Annotated in this window: 17 protein-coding genes and 1 other RNA gene; 16 read left to right on the top strand and 2 right to left on the bottom strand. The window is 47.5% G+C overall.

Annotated elements, in window-relative coordinates:
* The 8 genes from nadD to nth all read left to right on the top strand — a co-directional run bounded on the left by nadD (position 1) and on the right by nth (position 5077).
* Positions 1–1026 (top strand): nicotinate (nicotinamide) nucleotide adenylyltransferase, encoded by a 1026-nt coding sequence (gene nadD, locus C1712_RS04240; protein ID WP_102267111.1) that lies wholly within the window; start codon positions 1–3, stop codon positions 1024–1026.
* Positions 1023–1367: a ribosome silencing factor gene (rsfS, locus tag C1712_RS04235; RefSeq protein WP_102267109.1), complete on the top strand. Its 345-nt coding sequence runs from the start codon at positions 1023–1025 to the stop codon at positions 1365–1367. The genes nadD and rsfS overlap by 4 nt, the downstream gene beginning before the upstream one ends.
* Positions 1357–2004 carry a class I SAM-dependent methyltransferase gene (locus tag C1712_RS04230; protein WP_102267107.1) on the top strand — a complete coding sequence of 216 codons (648 nt, stop codon included), beginning with the start codon at positions 1357–1359 and terminating at the stop codon, positions 2002–2004. Before rsfS ends, C1712_RS04230 begins: the two co-directional genes overlap by 11 nt.
* Positions 2005–2061: 57 nt before the next feature.
* On the top strand, positions 2062–2739 hold the full coding sequence (locus C1712_RS04225) for a 5'-methylthioadenosine/adenosylhomocysteine nucleosidase (protein ID WP_102267105.1): 678 nt from the start codon (positions 2062–2064) through the stop codon (positions 2737–2739).
* Positions 2740–2861: 122 nt separating this feature from the next.
* The gene (locus C1712_RS04220; RefSeq protein WP_102267103.1) at positions 2862–3383 is read left to right on the top strand and encodes a TVP38/TMEM64 family protein; all 522 of its coding nucleotides are present in this window, start codon (positions 2862–2864) and stop codon (positions 3381–3383) included.
* Positions 3384–3440: 57 nt separating this feature from the next.
* Positions 3441–3899 (top strand): hypothetical protein, encoded by a 459-nt coding sequence (locus C1712_RS04215; RefSeq protein WP_102267101.1) that lies wholly within the window; start codon positions 3441–3443, stop codon positions 3897–3899.
* A complete protein-coding gene (locus C1712_RS04210) occupies positions 3896–4423 on the top strand; it encodes a DnaD domain-containing protein (protein ID WP_102267099.1) in 528 nt (175 codons plus the stop codon). Before C1712_RS04215 ends, C1712_RS04210 begins: the two co-directional genes overlap by 4 nt.
* 6 nt (positions 4424–4429) lie before the next feature.
* On the top strand, positions 4430–5077 hold the full coding sequence (gene nth, locus C1712_RS04205; RefSeq protein ID WP_102267097.1) for an endonuclease III: 648 nt from the start codon (positions 4430–4432) through the stop codon (positions 5075–5077).
* 117 nt (positions 5078–5194) lie between these two features.
* On the opposite strand, the gene C1712_RS04200 is transcribed toward nth, so the two are convergent.
* Positions 5195–7819: a transglycosylase domain-containing protein gene (locus C1712_RS04200; RefSeq protein ID WP_180963069.1), complete on the bottom strand. Its 2625-nt coding sequence runs from the start codon at positions 7817–7819 to the stop codon at positions 5195–5197.
* Complete coding sequence (recU, locus tag C1712_RS04195) at positions 7803–8408, bottom strand: Holliday junction resolvase RecU (protein WP_102267093.1); 606 nt, start codon at positions 8406–8408, stop codon at positions 7803–7805. Before recU ends, C1712_RS04200 begins: the two co-directional genes overlap by 17 nt.
* 180 nt (positions 8409–8588) lie before the next feature.
* Between recU and C1712_RS04190 the strand changes: the two genes are divergently transcribed.
* The 8 genes from C1712_RS04190 to C1712_RS04155 all read left to right on the top strand — a co-directional run bounded on the left by C1712_RS04190 (position 8589) and on the right by C1712_RS04155 (position 15255).
* Positions 8589–8906 (top strand): DivIVA domain-containing protein, encoded by a 318-nt coding sequence (locus C1712_RS04190; RefSeq protein WP_102267091.1) that lies wholly within the window; start codon positions 8589–8591, stop codon positions 8904–8906.
* Positions 8907–8914: 8 nt separating this feature from the next.
* Positions 8915–9264: RNase P RNA component class B (rnpB, locus tag C1712_RS04185), an RNA gene on the top strand.
* 227 nt (positions 9265–9491) lie between these two features.
* Complete coding sequence (locus C1712_RS04180) at positions 9492–10403, top strand: helix-turn-helix domain-containing protein (protein WP_102267089.1); 912 nt, start codon at positions 9492–9494, stop codon at positions 10401–10403.
* 3 nt (positions 10404–10406) lie between these two features.
* On the top strand, positions 10407–11000 hold the full coding sequence (pgsA, locus tag C1712_RS04175) for a CDP-diacylglycerol--glycerol-3-phosphate 3-phosphatidyltransferase (RefSeq protein WP_102267087.1): 594 nt from the start codon (positions 10407–10409) through the stop codon (positions 10998–11000).
* A 76-nt stretch (positions 11001–11076) separates the two neighbouring features.
* The gene (locus C1712_RS04170; RefSeq protein WP_180963068.1) at positions 11077–11559 is read left to right on the top strand and encodes a CinA family protein; all 483 of its coding nucleotides are present in this window, start codon (positions 11077–11079) and stop codon (positions 11557–11559) included.
* A gap of 49 nt (positions 11560–11608) precedes the next feature.
* Positions 11609–12667 carry a recombinase RecA gene (recA, locus tag C1712_RS04165; protein WP_102267082.1) on the top strand — a complete coding sequence of 353 codons (1059 nt, stop codon included), beginning with the start codon at positions 11609–11611 and terminating at the stop codon, positions 12665–12667.
* A 253-nt stretch (positions 12668–12920) separates the two neighbouring features.
* Positions 12921–14477 carry a ribonuclease Y gene (gene rny, locus C1712_RS04160; protein ID WP_102267080.1) on the top strand — a complete coding sequence of 519 codons (1557 nt, stop codon included), beginning with the start codon at positions 12921–12923 and terminating at the stop codon, positions 14475–14477.
* A 7-nt stretch (positions 14478–14484) separates the two neighbouring features.
* Positions 14485–15255 carry a TIGR00282 family metallophosphoesterase gene (locus tag C1712_RS04155; RefSeq protein WP_102267077.1) on the top strand — a complete coding sequence of 257 codons (771 nt, stop codon included), beginning with the start codon at positions 14485–14487 and terminating at the stop codon, positions 15253–15255.
* Positions 15256–15288 lie beyond the last annotated feature (33 nt).

The following is a 15288-nucleotide window of genomic DNA, read 5'->3' as shown; positions in this document are numbered from 1 at the left end:
ATGAAGATCGCATTATATGGCGGCAGCTTTGATCCGGTGCACGCCGCACATATAGAGGTGGCGAAGACCGCGCTGCGCAAACAGGTAGCAGATGAAGTCTGGATGATCCCGACTTATCAAAATCCATGGAAAACACAGGCGAGCGCTTCTTATGCGGAGCGGGTGGCGATGCTGAAAGCGGCGATAAAGCCATATCGCCATATCAAAGTAAGTACGATCGAAGCATCTTTGGCAGGGATTTCTTATACGATCGATACGCTGAAGGAACTGATGAAGCGCTATCCTCAGGTGCATTTTTGTTATCTGATCGGCAGTGATCAGGCGCAGTCGCTTGTCAAATGGAAGGACAGTGCGGAATTGGTCAAGCTGGTTTCCTTTTATGTGTTTACCCGCAGTGAGGAAGCGATCGATTGTCCTTATCCGCTGCATCTTATTCCGATGAAGATCATGCCGATTTCTTCGACACAGGTGCGCATGGGGGCATTTTCCTTGGCAGCGAAGGGCGTTAAACGAATCATTGCCGCAAAAGGGTTATATCTGGAGCAGTGGGTGCGATCCTGTATGAGTGAAAAACGGTATCGGCACAGTGTCAGTGTGGCAAAGCTGGCACAGGAAATCGCGGCTTGTCATCATTTGGATGTGCATAAAGCGTGGATGTGCGGCATGTTGCATGATGTATGCAAGGAGATGCCGTATGAGGAAAGCAAACGCTGGATGATGCGCTATCATCCACAGTTCATGCATCAGGCACCGGCGATCTGGCATGGCTATATCGGCGCACATTTTGTGGAAACAAAATACGGGGTCTATGATCATGACATCTTATCGGCGATCTATCATCATGTACTGGGAAAGGGAACCGGCGTCTATGCAAAGCTGCTGTATGTATGTGATAAGCTGGATCCGCTTCGTCCATATGATTCCAGTGCGGCGATCGCTCTTTGCAAGCAGGATCTTGATAAAGGATTTCGCACGGTAAAAGCGCAGCAGCAGGCGTATCTGAAAAAGGAACAGGTGATTGAATGAAAGAACAAAGCATATTAGAAGTGATCGTTCATGCGATCAGTGAAAAAAAGGGAGAAAATATCCTCGTTTATGATATGGGACAGGTTTCGCCTTTTGTTTCCAATGCGGTCATTGCCTCAGCCGGCAATTTGAGACAGGTGCATGCGATTGCCCACAATGTCGTCGATGCGATCAAGGAGCATGGATTCACCTTATCGCATGTGGAGGGCGATGCGCAGTCCCGCTGGGTCTTGGTAGATGCGAAAGATGTGGTCGTGCATGTATTTTTAGATGAGGAGCGGGATGTCTATCAGCTGGAAAAGCTGTATTGTGATATTCCGATGATCCATTATGATCTATGATGTATTGGCGCCTTATTATGATGCGCTGGTTGGCGATATAGAAGCGTGTCAACGCTGGGTGGCATTTACAAAAGCTTATGCCCACGGAAGTAAGGTGTTGGATCTGGCATGTGGGAGCGGCGATGTGAGCATCGCTTTGGCAAAAGAAGGCTTTAGGGTGCGCGGAATCGATTTTTCAAAGGAAATGATCGCATGCGCCAAAGCCAAGGACAAGAAAAAACAGGTGCGATTTGAGATCGGTGATATGCGTGATCTGCATGATCATGAAGCCTATGATGTCGTTACCTGTTATTGCGACAGTTTGAATTATCTGCTTCATGAAGATGAAGTGCGAAAGTTGTTTCAGGCGGTGTATGATGCATTAACAACGCAGGGGGTATTTTTATTTGATGTGCATACGCAATCGCGTCTGGATGAATTTGCGCAGGAATATCTGGAAGAAGATTATTTGGAGGATGTCGGCTATGTTTGGAGCATTCAAAGTGAAGCGGATCGTTTATTGTCAAAATTTTATCTTTTATTTGCCGGATGGCAGACAGATAACGGAGCAGCATATGCAACGGGTATATGCGGTGGATTGGCTGAGGGAACAGCTGGAACAGTGCGGCTTTACGGTCATGATCTTGACCGATTTTGATCAGCCGATGGAAAAGGACGGAGAAAAGTATTTCTTCATAGCCGGAAAGGAGATTCTATGATCGCAATTATCGGGGCAATGGAACAAGAAGTAGAGGCGCTGCGGCAGCGCATGCGCAGTGTTGAAAGAAAAACGATCAGCAAGGTATCGATCAGCAGCGGTATTTTAGCCGATCACGAGGTGATCTTGATGAAAAGCGGTGTCGGGAAGGGAGAAGCGGCCATGGCGACAACGATCCTGCTGGAACATTTTCCGATCTCTGCGATCATCAATATCGGTACTGCCGGGGGACTGCATGAAGCACAGCAGGTGCTGGATGTGGTGATTTCCAAACAGGTGGTCCAGCATGATTTCGATACGACTGCGATCGATGGAGAAAGCGGGAAAGGGCTTTATTTCAACGCTGACGCACATTTGGTCGCTTTATGTGAGGAAGCGATTGCTTCAGGCGCTTATCAAACATGGGTCGGGCAGGTAGCCAGCGGTGATCGGTTTGTGGCGGGGAAAGACTGCCTACAAAGCTTATTGCAGGCATATCCGCAAGCGATGTGTGCGGAGATGGAAGCCGGTGCGATCGCACAGGTGGCCGCACATTATCAAATTCCTTTTGTCGTGATCCGTTCTTTATCCGACGTCGCGGCAAATCCGGATTCCCATATGGATTTTCCGGTATATGTGGAACAGGCAAGCAAACGCAGCGCGGCCTTTTGTGAAGCGATCGTCGCTCAGCTTTAAGCTTGTCTGCTGATCTTCACGATCAATGGTGTTAGAAAAAACGTTTTTGCCATCACAGTGTTCATCTGTCGGTGGTTTTTTTCTGTATCTTTTTCATATAGTGATAAAGGGGAAGTGCAGAGATGGAGTGGATGAGCGAATGGATTTCGATGTTTTTGGCACTGGGCTGGATCGGCGCCGTCGGAATCATCTTTTTGGAAGCGTTTGTGCCGATGTTGCCGCTAGTTGCTTTGGTCATGCTGGTGGTGGCGCTTTATGGAGCTGCCGGCTTTTTTTACGTTTGGCTGGGTATGGCAAGCGGTTCTTTCTGCCTGTTCTTATTGCTTCGCTTTTTATCAAAGCATCTTTCCTTTGATCGGCGTTTTGGTTACCATGGCTCGCTTGGATTGCTTGTGGTGCTGTCATTTGTACCGTTTTTACCGACGTTTTTGATCACTGCTTTATTTGCTTTGTCATCAGTTTCATGGCAATGCTTTTTACTGCTGAGCATTTGTGCAAGAGGGTTTGTCGGTTTTTTATTTGCGACATTCGGCGTATCGTTTCTGCAAATGCAAAACCATCCGTTCTTGTTTTTGATCGCTTTGCTTTTGATCGCGGCGTTTGCCGGTTTTGCACATGTGCTGAAACGACGTTTTTTGGACTAAGGGATTTCTTTGCGTTTTTATAGGGATTGTTGTAAAATAGAAGCCGGGAGTGATGACATGAAATTATCGGGCAGAAACGTATTGGTAAGCGGCGTTTTGCTTTTGCTTTTGCTTGCGGTGATCCTGTTTGAGATCGCGATCTTTATCAGCGGTCCGATGCGCAAGCAGGAAAGCAGGGAAGCGGCGATCACCGATGTGATCCGCGAACGCTATAAATACATCAATACCTTTGAACGTCATAGTTTTCGTTATGTCGTTTATGTTGGTGAAGCGGCGAACAGCTATTATTTTTTTGATGCCAACGGCGATCTGCTCATGCACAAAACCAAACGTGAACTGCGGTTTGAGGAAGTTAAAGCGATCGCGCAGCAGGATTATCAGATTGCGGATGCAAAGATCACCCTTGGCTATGGCTATGAGAATGCCGTTTATGTCATTCACGGGAAAGGTAGTCAGGAAATTTATCTTGATTTAGATACGCTTGAAGAAGTAGGCAGATTGGAGGCGGAAGTATGAACTGGTGGCAAGAACGCTGTGTAAATCGCAGAGATTTTATTTTAGATCATTTAGAAGAACGCGATCTGAATACGAAAGAAGCGTTGTGTCTGATCTTGATCGATTTTTTTAATCAGTATCAGATTTCGATCAGTCATGAGCGATTAGCGGAAAAATTGAAACTGCCGCTGGAACAGGTGGATGAACTGCTGAGTGCTTTGCAGGATAAAGGATACCTGCATTTTGGCTATAACGGCAATCGCATCGCCTTTGATATCGACGGGGTGCTGGAAGAGAGCAAACCGGAAACGCTGCTGTTTCATGAAAATCTTTTTGCTTTATTTGAAAAAGAATTTGCGCGTCCGATCTCGCAAAGGGAAATGGAACGGCTAAGCGAGTGGCTGCATCTGTATGATGAAGAACTGATCGTATTGGCGCTAAGAGAAGCGCTGATTCAGGGAAAGACGAGCTTTGATTACATCAACCGCATTTTGATGAACTGGAAAGCGGAAGGAAAGCAGGCGTCGTCATTGATGGAAGGATGATGAGGGATGACGAGTGATGAAATTTTAGATATTTTAGAGGGGATGTTTCCACAGGCACATTGTGAACTGCTGCATCAGGATCCCTTTCAGCTGCTCGTTGCGGTCGTATTGTCGGCACAGACGACGGATGCGGCGGTCAATCAAGTAACGCCGGCGTTGTTTGCGGCTTATCCGGATGCATTTGCTTTAGCGAATGCAAATGTTTCGGATATCGAGCGCTATATCAAGCGGATCGGTCTTTATCGCAGCAAAGCGCGCAATATTCATGCGCTTGCCGAAAGTCTGGTAGAGCAGTTTGATGGACAGGTGCCAATCAGCATGAAGGATCTGACTTCTTTGGCGGGAGTCGGCAGGAAGACAGCCAATGTGGTGCGCAGCGTTGCTTTTGATATTCCCGCATTTGCAGTGGATACGCATGTCGCGCGCATTTCCAAGCGTTTGGGACTTGCAAAGGTGCAGGATGATGTGGAAACGGTGGAGAACAAGTGTAAGCGTAAGATCAAAAGAGAACGCTGGAACCGGGCGCATCACTTGTTTATCTTTTTTGGGCGCTATTATTGCACAGCACGAAATCCACATTGTGAAGGCTGTCCGTTTGTCGCGATCTGTAAAAAGGAAAAACTGGAAGCATATCGAAAGCAGCATGCTCAATGAGACGCTGCTTTTTTGGTGGGCAGTATGAAGCATTAGATCATGTCAGATCGGCAATAAAAAGCGATGGCCTCATGAAACAAGGTCATCGCTTTGTCTGTAATAAGTGATCGCTGTATGTCAATCGTCGTCATCTGTATTATTTGTCGGCGGCAGCGTCTGATCCGGATTGCTCGGTGTTTCTTCTTCACCCGGATCACTTGTTTTCGGCAAGGTTACCTTATAGCAGATTTCATTGCTCTTGCCTTCACTTGTATTTTTATAAGAATAGTAGCCGCAGACATTATAGGTTTCACCAGGTGTGCCGGTAATGGTCTGCTCGGCATTTTCGCTTGTATAAGTATAGCTGTTCAGCACAGTGCCGTTTTGCGAAATATCTATTTTATAAACAACTTCACCATAGAGCAGGCGCGGATCATAGAAGACGTTTCCGGTAATCGTACCGCCGCTGAATTCGATCTGTTGCGTATGACTGCCCGGTTTCAGCTTTTCCGCATCCGGATAAGCGCTGAAGGAAAGTTTATACACATTGTCGGTATCGGTTTCTTCGATCTTGAAAGACTGCAGCGCTTCTAATGGATCGGCGCTTAAAGTTTCCAGCTTTGCATATTTTGTATTGATCCAGCCGGTCGTGATCATATCGCTCGGTGTGCCTTCCGGTACGGATGCGTAAGGATATTTGCCTTTGACATGCGTGATCTGGGTAACACCGCTTGGTCGTGTGATCGCCGCCGGCGTGCCGAATACTTCCGCTACTTTGTCTAACATCAGATGATTGACCTGACCCGGTACATTGACATTCATTTTATAAACCGTGAAATAGTGATTATAATCGATGCTGTCATAGCCGGCCCATGTGGCGATCGTGTATTCGCTGGTATAGGCCGCGATCCATTTATCTTTCATCGCCTGTGCCGGAATATTGTATGCGAGTCCGTCTTCGCCGTAATCGGAAGTACCGGATTTTGCATAAACCGGATAAGAGGACTGTAAGATCTGCAACAGGTTGGAGAAACGGCTGCTCGTCGCTTCATTTAAGAGCTGCGACATGAGCCAAGCGCTTTCTTCACTGACGACCTTTGTTTCTTTCACTTCGGTTTCATACACATCGCCGGATCCATCCATCAGTTCTACTTTTTTCACCGCATGCGGTTCGATATAGACGCCTTTATTGGCAAAGATCTGATAAGCGCCGGCTAGCTGCAACGGGGTACTGATCATTTCTTCACCGCCGATGGCATAGTTCATATTGAAACTGTCGGCAGGGATCTCATAGCCGATATTCGCCATGTGCTGAATGATCCGATCTTGTCCCGACTTGTCAAGCACATCCATCATCGCTTCGATCGCAGGCCCGTTGAGCGAGCGTCCTACCGCATCGGAAGTGGTAATATCGCCGGTCCACTGACCGCTGGCATTATGAATGATATTTGGATCATTGCCGAATTTACGCGGCCCGTCATGGTAAATATGCGATGTCGCATAGCCGAGATCCTCAAATGTGAGCACATAATCAATGAGCGGTTTGACACTGGATCCCAGCTGATGGGTATTTTCAATGGCACGGTTGTTTCGATAGCCGGCATATACCGCATCGCCGCGTCCGCCTAGTAAAGCGACGATCTCACCGGTCTGGTTGTTTAACAGCGCACTGCCGAACTGCATATCGCTGTCGCCGTCCGGGAAATTGATGTGATTGCCGCTTTGCATCTCACTGTAATATTCCTGCAATTCACGATTCATCGAAGTATAGACGCGCATCGGCGTAGTGTACATATCTTTGCCGGTCAGCTCTTTTACTTCCTTTTCCACCTGATCGATATAGGCGAGATAAGGATTGCTGACAAAGCCGCTTGAACCGTTTAACTGAAACGCGAGCTTCGTCGATTTTGCCAATGCGCATTCGGTTTCGCTGATATAGCCGTGGTATTCCATCATATCCAGCGTTTCATCACGACGTTTGACGGCATTCTCATAAAAGTTTGTTGCCGTACCGTTTTCATCGATCGAATAACCGGAATAAGGATTATAGAGGTTCGGCGCATTGATGACTCCCGCCAAAAAGGCTGATTCGCTCAGTGTTAACTGGGAAGCGTCTTTTCCGAAATAGTATTCGCTTCCTTTCTGGATCCCGCGTGCCGGTCCGCCGAAATTGATCTTATTAAGGTATAGCTCAATGATCTCTTTTTTTGACAGCTCGTTTTCGATTTCCATGCTGAGCCAAATTTCCTGGATCTTGCGTTTGATCTTCTCCATTGAACCGACATTGTCGTCCATTTCCGCAAATACGGCGTTATCGACCGCCTGCATCGTCAAGGTAGAACCGCCCTGCGATAAGGAACCGGTGGTCAGGTTGTTGATACCGGAACTGATAAAGCGCGGCAAATCAAAGCCGTTGTGCTTAAAGTACCGGGAATCCTCGATCGCTAAGAAAGCGTCGATGAGCGATTGCGGCAAGTCTTCATAATCCACGCTTTCCCGTTGTTCTTCGCCAAGTGAAGAAAAGGTATTGCCGGCATCGTCGTAAAGCTGCGTCGAATCTTTTCCCTTTAAGGAATTCATGGTAACTTCAGGCGCGCTGGAGATGATGCTTGACAACATGAAGAACACGCTGACGCAGCCGATCAGCGCCAATGAAAGAAAGACGATGGCGATGGTGTTGGCAACGCTGCGCACCGTGATCTTGCGCTTTTGCTTCGGGGGGCGCGGTCCGTTTGTTTCCGCACCTTTATTTGACTTTTTCATCATGGTGGATCTCCTCCTTAAAATAAATAGCGTCTACTGCATCCAGATAATGCAGGCGCGGTGTGAATCCTTCCCGGATCAGCTGTCCGCAGCTGCACACATCGCGATACGAAATAGATTTTTGCTTTGCATCATAGCGCGACAGGATTTCCTCGGCGGGAACCAGATAGGTCTGGGCGTGTGCGCTGAAACGAATGATCAGAAAGGCAATGCCGCCGTGTTTGATCACTTTGCGCAAATGCTCGATCTGATGGGCGTGAATATATTTGAATGGGAACATCGTCTTATTGATCGTTTCCTTGGCCTCGAAATCGATTGCTTTTCCCTGATAGATGCCGTTATAATCCGTTGTGCTCGGCGTCCGGTAATAGGCTTCGATGATTTTCGCGTGCGCGCGGTTTGGATAATCCACTCTCACGACCTGGATCGGCGTAGGCTTTTTATAGATCAGTGCGATGTCACATTCCCGATAATATTCATTGGAACGGTTCAGATCATCTTCCAGCGAAGCACCTCTGCCGCCATAGCGGGTAAGCACAGGGGACGCATCCGATGTCTGTTTTTTCATCCCGTTGGGATATTTGATCATAAACATCACCTAGAGGCATTTTATCATGTTTCCAAGGCAAATTCAATAAAAGGAAATGCTTGATCGCCTCAGCTGAAATAACCTGCGATGCGCTCGCGTGCGCAAAAGACAGATTTACGAATTAGCGCTTGCTTTTTCTTCGTTTTTTTGAGAAACTATAAAAGGAAGGTGACGAGTTTTATGGAGAAGAGATTTCATTTACGGGTAGAAGATGTGCTGAACAAGCAGTTTCATGTAGATTTTAAGGGCTATGCGGCGCATGAGGTAGACGCATTTTTAGATCAGGTGATCGAAGACTATCAGGAATATGACGCGATGATCAAAGAGTTAGGCGATCATCTGCGTGAATATGAAGATCAGCTGGCATCCTTAAAGGCCAAGATCGTGGAACTGGAAGGAAAAAACAGCGTACAGGCACAAACGTCTGCCGCTCCATCCAATGTCGATATCATCAAACGCCTATCCCGGTTGGAACAGGCGGTCTTCCAAAATAAATAAGCTTTGCATCACTAGGGCAATCGCTGTTTGAAAAGCAGAGGAAAGTCCATGCTCGCACGATCTGCGATGATCGTAGTGTTTGTGCCGGATGAAACGATAAATCCGGGCAGCGTAAGCTGACGGCTGTGCCTGCTTCCTAATGGAAACAACGGAAGCAAGCCTGTAAAAGTGCCACAGTGACGATGCCGGTCGGAAACGATCGGAGTGGAACGGGTAAACCCCGCAAGCGAGAAACCCAAATATAAAATGGTAGGGGAGCTTCCCGATCAGCGAATCATGAAGCGAAGGGAGGACGTGCAAACGTAGATAAATGGTTGCCGCTTCGCGTATAGCGAAGAACAGAACATGGCTTACATAGTATGCAAAGAGGAGGGATCATGAAAGTGATCCTTTTTTTTCGGGAATTGTGTGATAAAAGGAAGCAGATGGCGATACAATAAGAGTAGTCTTTCCAACACGTTTGAAAGTAATGATTTTTGAAAGTGTGTGAAAGTGTGTAAAATTGAAAAAACTCAATAAATACCATGACTTTTAAGCGATATATTGTTATAATAGTTATGATTATGAGTTCGAGGTAGATAAAAGATGGAAAAATTAAGCAATCGTTTGAAGGCAAAACGTCTGGAAACGGGACTCACAATTGAAGAAGTATCGGAAAAGACCAGACTCACTACAAAGCATATCAAAGCGCTGGAAGAAGGAGATATGGAGTTTTTCAAGGATGATCTGTCCTATCTTCGCTTTTTCCTGCGCTCTTATTGTGATGCCGTCGGTTTTGATTTTGAAGAAGCAAAGCCATTGCTTCACGAAACGATCGACAGCTATACCACGGCATTTTCCAAAAAAAAGCTGGAGGAGCAGGAACAGATCGAAAAAAACATTGAATCAAAGGCCAAGCAGATCGAAAAGCCAAGAGCGCAGAAACAACGGCCAAAGCGTCAAAAGCCGAGCCTGCTTGAAAAGAAGCGCTGGGATCTTTCCCTGGTTTCGCTGTTCGCCGTGATCGCTGTCATCGCGATCGGTCTGGTGTATGCCTTTTTCGTGTATGTCCTGCCGGGATTGAGCGATGATGATCCAAATCCCGCGCCAAAGCAGGAGCAGGCAGATACGCCGATCGTCGATCAAAAAGAAGAACCGAAGGAAGAAGAGGAAACAAGCAAACTGGCAATTTCCAAAACAGACGCGAATCACTATGTGATCGAAAATGTCCAAGATCAGGAGGAACTGGAAATCAAAATCGTGTTCCTTTCCGAGGCATGGTTCCAGCTCAGTAAAAACGCGACGGTCATGAGCGAACCGCAAAGTAAAGTATATACGACGCAGGAAAGCGCTGCTTTCAAGATCGTCGCTTCGGCTAACGATGCTTATACGATGCGCTTCGGCAACTGGGCAGGCGCACATGAGATCAGTGTAAACGGAGTTAAGGTGGAGTTGGATGAAACGATCTTAGCAAGCAAGGGTCCGCAGAATATCACCTTGACGATCAAGGGGGAATAGACGATGAACTTACCAAATAAGCTCTCGCTGTTTCGTATTTTATTGGTGCCGGTCGCGGCGCTGCTGTATTTGTTTCCCTATGCGCATTTTCATATTGCCATGCCGGAATTTCAGATCGGCTTTGTCGATTTGAGCCTGGTCAATCTGTTGGTGCTGGCAGTGTTTGCCGTTGCCAGTTTTACTGATTTTTTAGACGGTTATTTGGCTCGTAAGCATGATCTGATCACTTCGCTGGGAAAATTTTTGGATCCGATCGCCGACAAGTTGCTCGTCAATACGATGTTCATCCTGTTTGCGGCGAAAGGAGTCGTTCCGATCGTCCCTGTTATCATCATGGTTGCGCGCGATACCGTTGTCGATGGTCTGCGGATGAATGCGGCGGCGCAAAAACGCGTGGTGGCAGCCGGCTATCTGGGCAAGGTCAAGACGGTCCTGCAAATGGTTACGATCGTATTTGTCTTATTAAACAATCTGCCTTTTGAACTGATGCGATTGCCGGTTACTTCCTTTCTATTGTGGCTGGCAACGATCGTCAGCGTCTTATCCGGATATAGTTATTTTACACAGTTGAAGGATCTGATCTTAGCAAGTAAATAAAAAAGTGAACAAGATGGGCATATGTGCCGGTTTCCACGATGCATATGCTTCTTTCCTGTATATAGAGGACAAGAATATGGAAATAAATGAAAAGATGATGGAACTGGTAGCGGCGCTGCGCCGAAGCAATTTGCATATTGCCACCTGTGAGAGCTTGACAGCCGGTCTGTTTGCGGCGCATGTCGCTTCGATCGCACATGCATCACAGGTATTAAAAGGCGGCATCATCGCTTACCAAAATGAAGTGAAGGAACAAATCGTCGGCGTTCCCGCAGCGTTGATCAAGCAGCACGGCGTCGTATCAAGTGCCTGTGTGAAGGCGATGGCCAAAGCGGTCAAGGAGCGCTTTCGATGTGAGATCGGCATCTCGTTCAGCGGCAATGCCGGACCGGATTGCTTAGAGGGCAAACCGGTGGGCTGTGTGTATATGGGCATCGCTTTGCATGAGGAATGCTTTGCTTATGAATTACAGCTGAAAGGCAGCCGCAATGCGATCAGGGAGCAGTGTGTTTGCATCGGCTGTGAGGAACTGCTGAAACTGATCAAGCGAGCTGCTTAGGAGAAATACAGAAAGAAGCGCAAGTAGAAAAAGGAAGGAGAGATAAGTTATGGCAACCGAGGAAAAAGTGAAGAAAACGATTGATAAGGAACAGGAAAAGAAAGATCAGCTGTTGGCAGATGCGATCAAGCAGATCGAGAAACAATATGGAAAAGGTTCGATCATGAAATTGGGAGAGCGCAGCGCAGTGGAAGTAGATGCGATTTCTTCCGGTTCGATCAAAGTCGATGAGGCGTTAGGGATCGGCGGTTATCCAAGAGGGCGTATCATTGAGATTTACGGTCCGGAATCAAGCGGTAAGACGACATTGGCGCTGCATGCGATCGCCGAAGTGCAGAAAAGCGGAGGCAGGGCCGCATTCATTGATGCGGAAAATGCGATCGATCCGATCTATGCCCGCAACCTCGGCGTCAATATCGATGAACTGATCTTATCGCAGCCCGACAGTGGTGAACAGGCGTTGGAAATTACCGAAATGCTGATCAAGAGCGGTGCGATCGATCTGGTGGTCGTCGATTCGGTAGCGGCGCTGGTGCCGCAGGCGGAATTAGACGGTGAGATGGGCGATGCGCATGTGGGTTTACAGGCGCGCTTGATGTCAAAAGCGATGCGCAAGCTCAGCGGCTTGATGAACAAGAGCGAATGTACGGCGATCTTTATCAACCAGCTGCGCGAAAAAGTCGGCATTATGTTCGGTAATCCGGAAACGACGCCGGGCGGCAGAGCGCTGAAGTTCTATGCATCGGTGCGCTTGGATATTCGCCGCAGCGAAGCGATCAAAAACGGCACCGATGTGATCGGCAATAAAGTCAATGTCAAAGTGGTCAAAAACAAGGTTGCACCGCCTTTCAAAGTGGCTTCGATCGAGATCATGTATGGAGAAGGTGTATCTTATATCGGAGAAGTATTGGATCTGGCGGTAGATCACGATATCATCGCGAAAAGCGGCGCATGGTTCTCTTATGAGGGCGAAAAGATCGGGCAGGGCCGTGAGGCGGCGAAAAACTATTTGAAAGAGCATCCGGAAGTTTGCGAGGAGGTAGCTGCCAAAGTACGTGCCGCGATCAATCCGCATAAAGACGCTGTGGAAATGAGCGACAAAGCTTAAACGCTTTTATCTGAGTGGATTTAGAAACGATGGACCTCGCTTCATCGTTTTTTTATCGATCTTGATGAAGCAAATCATATTCCCAGTAAAATGATGTAAATAAAGAAAGGGCGTTTTTGTTCATTTTTGAGCGAAAACGCTTTAATTTTATGCAAAAACCGTACCTTTTAACTTGTGGATTATGTGAAAATCTTATATAATATTGCTCGGAGCATATCTCCGAAACAGAAGATGAAAGAAATGGAGTGATAGTATGGATAACAGTATCATTCTTCTCTTGTCATCTGGTTTAGCAGGACTTCTGGTAGGGATTGGCGCATGTGTGGTCATGTCCCGCGCAGGTTTGAATAAGAATCAGCAGAAAGCGGCGCTAGTCGTAAAAGAAGCGCAGGCCAAGGCTGACAATCTGGTAAAGCAGGCGGTGCTGGATGGACGCACGCAGGCGCATGAAATTAAAATTCAGGCTGAAAAAGAAGTGAAAGATCGGAAAGCGGAAGTGGCAGAAATGGAAAACAAACTGCTGCGCCGTGAAGATAATCTGAATTTTCGTGATGAAACGCTGACTTCTAAAGAGAAGCAGCTGGAAGCAAAATCCGCACAATTATCTGACAAATTGGCAAAACTGGATGTAAAAGAGAAAGAATTACAGGCAAAGATCGACGTACAGGTCGATGAATTGGAACGCATTGCCGCTATGAGCAGTGCGCAGGCAAAGGAAGAATTATTTGCGATCGTGGAAAAACGCATGGAAAAAGAAACGGTCGCTTATATCAAAGAGAAAGAAGAAGAAGCAAAAGCGATCGCAGATGAGAAAGCGCGTAATATCGTCGCTCTTTCCATTCAGCGATTGTCGCAGGATGAAGCGGTAGAACGCACGGTATCGGTCGTATCGCTGCCGAGCGAAGAAATGAAGGGGCGCATCATCGGCAGAGAAGGGCGTAATATCAAAGCGATCGAACAGGCGACCGGCGTTGATTTGATCATCGACGATACACCGGAGACCATTACCGTTTCCTGCTTTGATCCGATTCGCAGAGAGATCGCGCGTCTGGCATTGGAACATTTGATCAAAGACGGCAGGATCCAGCCGGGACGGATCGAAGAAGTTGTAAATAAGATGAAAAAAGAAATCAACAACAACATTATGAAGGTCGGAGAAGATACGATCTTTAAGTTGGGGCTTGGCAAGATGGATCGGGAAACGATCAAATTGATCGGGCGGTTGAAATATCGTTTCTCTTATGGACAAAACGCTTTACAGCACAGCATGGAGGTTGCGCATCTTTGCGGCATGATGGCGGCGGAATTAGGCTTAAATCAGCAACTAGCAAAACGTGCCGGCCTGCTTCATGATATTGGGAAGGCGCTGGATTTCGAGATCGAAGGCAGTCATGTGGAGCTGGGCTATAAATTCTGTAAGAAGCACGGTGAGAAAGATGTGATCTTAAACGCGATCCAGGCGCATCACGGTGAAGTGGAGCCGACCAGTCTGATCGCCAATCTGGTCATTGCGGCCGATACGCTGTCCGCGGCGCGTCCGGGAGCGCGTTATGAGTCGCTTCAAAACTACATCAACCGTTTGGAGGAACTGGAAAACATCACCAAACAGTTTGACGGAGTGGAAAGCGCTTATGCGATCCAGGCCGGCAGAGAAGTGCGGGTCATGGCGGTGCCGGAAAAATTAGATGATCTGGCTTGCCATAAGCTGGCAAGAGATATTCGTGACAAGATCGAAGCGGAATTAACCTATCCGGGACAGATCAAGGTAACGGTCATCCGTGAAGTGAGAGCGAACGAACTGGCGAAGTAGCACGATCATGAAAATATTATTCATAGGTGATATCGTAGGAAGTGTGGGACGTGAAGTGGTGCGGACCCACCTTCCTTTCTTAAAGGAACGATACGAATTAGATCTGGTAATCGCCAATGGTGAAAATGCGGCGCACGGCAAAGGCATTACTGCCAAAATCTACCGTCAGCTTGTCAATATGGGAATCGACATGATCACCATGGGCAATCATACGTTTGCGAAAAACGATCTGCTTACTTTTATCGACAGTGCCGATCATTTGGTAAGACCCGCTAATTTAGAACCGCGCCGCTATGGCAAAGCGACCCGTGTCTTAACGCTGAAAGGGAAAAAGATCGCCGTCAGCAATGTTTGCGGCGAGGTGTTTATGAACGGTGTGATCGCATCGCCTTTCGCCTGCATGCGGGAAATATTAGATACGGTGGACGCCGACATTCATCTGGTGGATTTTCATGGAGAAGCGACCAGTGAAAAGATCGCCTTTGCCTATGCATTTGCCGGTGAGGTGGCGGCTGTGGTGGGAACGCACACGCATGTGCAGACCGCTGATGAACGGGTGATCGAGGGAACGGCGGCAATCAGTGATCTGGGCATGTGCGGCGCTTATCGAAGTGTTTTGGGGCGTGATGTAGAGGAAATATTGGCACGCTTTGTTCACGGTAAAAAAACGCGCTATACGATTGCAGAAGGAGCAGGCATTTTCTGTGGGGCAATCGTTACCATTGATGAAGAAAGCAATCAGGCAACGGCGATCGAACGCATCCAGATTCGGCCATAGAGCGATCTGAAAAGCAAACTTTGATTTTTACAT

The organism is Massilicoli timonensis, assembly GCF_900199515.1.
Classification (GTDB): domain Bacteria; phylum Bacillota_I; class Bacilli_A; order Erysipelotrichales; family Erysipelotrichaceae; genus Massilicoli; species Massilicoli timonensis.
This window is presented reverse-complemented; position numbering and strand designations above follow the sequence as displayed.

What these genes read in the sequence shown, in the direction of transcription:
- C1712_RS04215 (WP_102267101.1), top strand. Translation starts at nt 3,441, where the DNA reads ATGAAATTATCGGGCAGAAACGTATTGGTAAGCGGCGTTTTGCTTTTG.
- C1712_RS04220 (WP_102267103.1), top strand. Translation starts at nt 2,862, where the DNA reads ATGGAGTGGATGAGCGAATGGATTTCGATGTTTTTGGCACTGGGCTGG.
- C1712_RS04210 (WP_102267099.1), top strand. Translation starts at nt 3,896, where the DNA reads ATGAACTGGTGGCAAGAACGCTGTGTAAATCGCAGAGATTTTATTTTA.
- nadD (WP_102267111.1), top strand. Translation starts at nt 1, where the DNA reads ATGAAGATCGCATTATATGGCGGCAGCTTTGATCCGGTGCACGCCGCA.
- C1712_RS04200 (WP_180963069.1), bottom strand. Translation starts at nt 7,819, where the DNA reads ATGAAAAAGTCAAATAAAGGTGCGGAAACAAACGGACCGCGCCCCCCG.
- recU (WP_102267093.1), bottom strand. Translation starts at nt 8,408, where the DNA reads ATGATCAAATATCCCAACGGGATGAAAAAACAGACATCGGATGCGTCC.
- pgsA (WP_102267087.1), top strand. Translation starts at nt 10,407, where the DNA reads ATGAACTTACCAAATAAGCTCTCGCTGTTTCGTATTTTATTGGTGCCG.
- C1712_RS04190 (WP_102267091.1), top strand. Translation starts at nt 8,589, where the DNA reads ATGGAGAAGAGATTTCATTTACGGGTAGAAGATGTGCTGAACAAGCAG.
- nth (WP_102267097.1), top strand. Translation starts at nt 4,430, where the DNA reads ATGACGAGTGATGAAATTTTAGATATTTTAGAGGGGATGTTTCCACAG.
- recA (WP_102267082.1), top strand. Translation starts at nt 11,609, where the DNA reads ATGGCAACCGAGGAAAAAGTGAAGAAAACGATTGATAAGGAACAGGAA.
- rny (WP_102267080.1), top strand. Translation starts at nt 12,921, where the DNA reads ATGGATAACAGTATCATTCTTCTCTTGTCATCTGGTTTAGCAGGACTT.
- C1712_RS04170 (WP_180963068.1), top strand. Translation starts at nt 11,077, where the DNA reads ATGGAAATAAATGAAAAGATGATGGAACTGGTAGCGGCGCTGCGCCGA.
- C1712_RS04230 (WP_102267107.1), top strand. Translation starts at nt 1,357, where the DNA reads ATGATCTATGATGTATTGGCGCCTTATTATGATGCGCTGGTTGGCGAT.
- C1712_RS04180 (WP_102267089.1), top strand. Translation starts at nt 9,492, where the DNA reads ATGGAAAAATTAAGCAATCGTTTGAAGGCAAAACGTCTGGAAACGGGA.
- C1712_RS04155 (WP_102267077.1), top strand. Translation starts at nt 14,485, where the DNA reads ATGAAAATATTATTCATAGGTGATATCGTAGGAAGTGTGGGACGTGAA.
- C1712_RS04225 (WP_102267105.1), top strand. Translation starts at nt 2,062, where the DNA reads ATGATCGCAATTATCGGGGCAATGGAACAAGAAGTAGAGGCGCTGCGG.
- rsfS (WP_102267109.1), top strand. Translation starts at nt 1,023, where the DNA reads ATGAAAGAACAAAGCATATTAGAAGTGATCGTTCATGCGATCAGTGAA.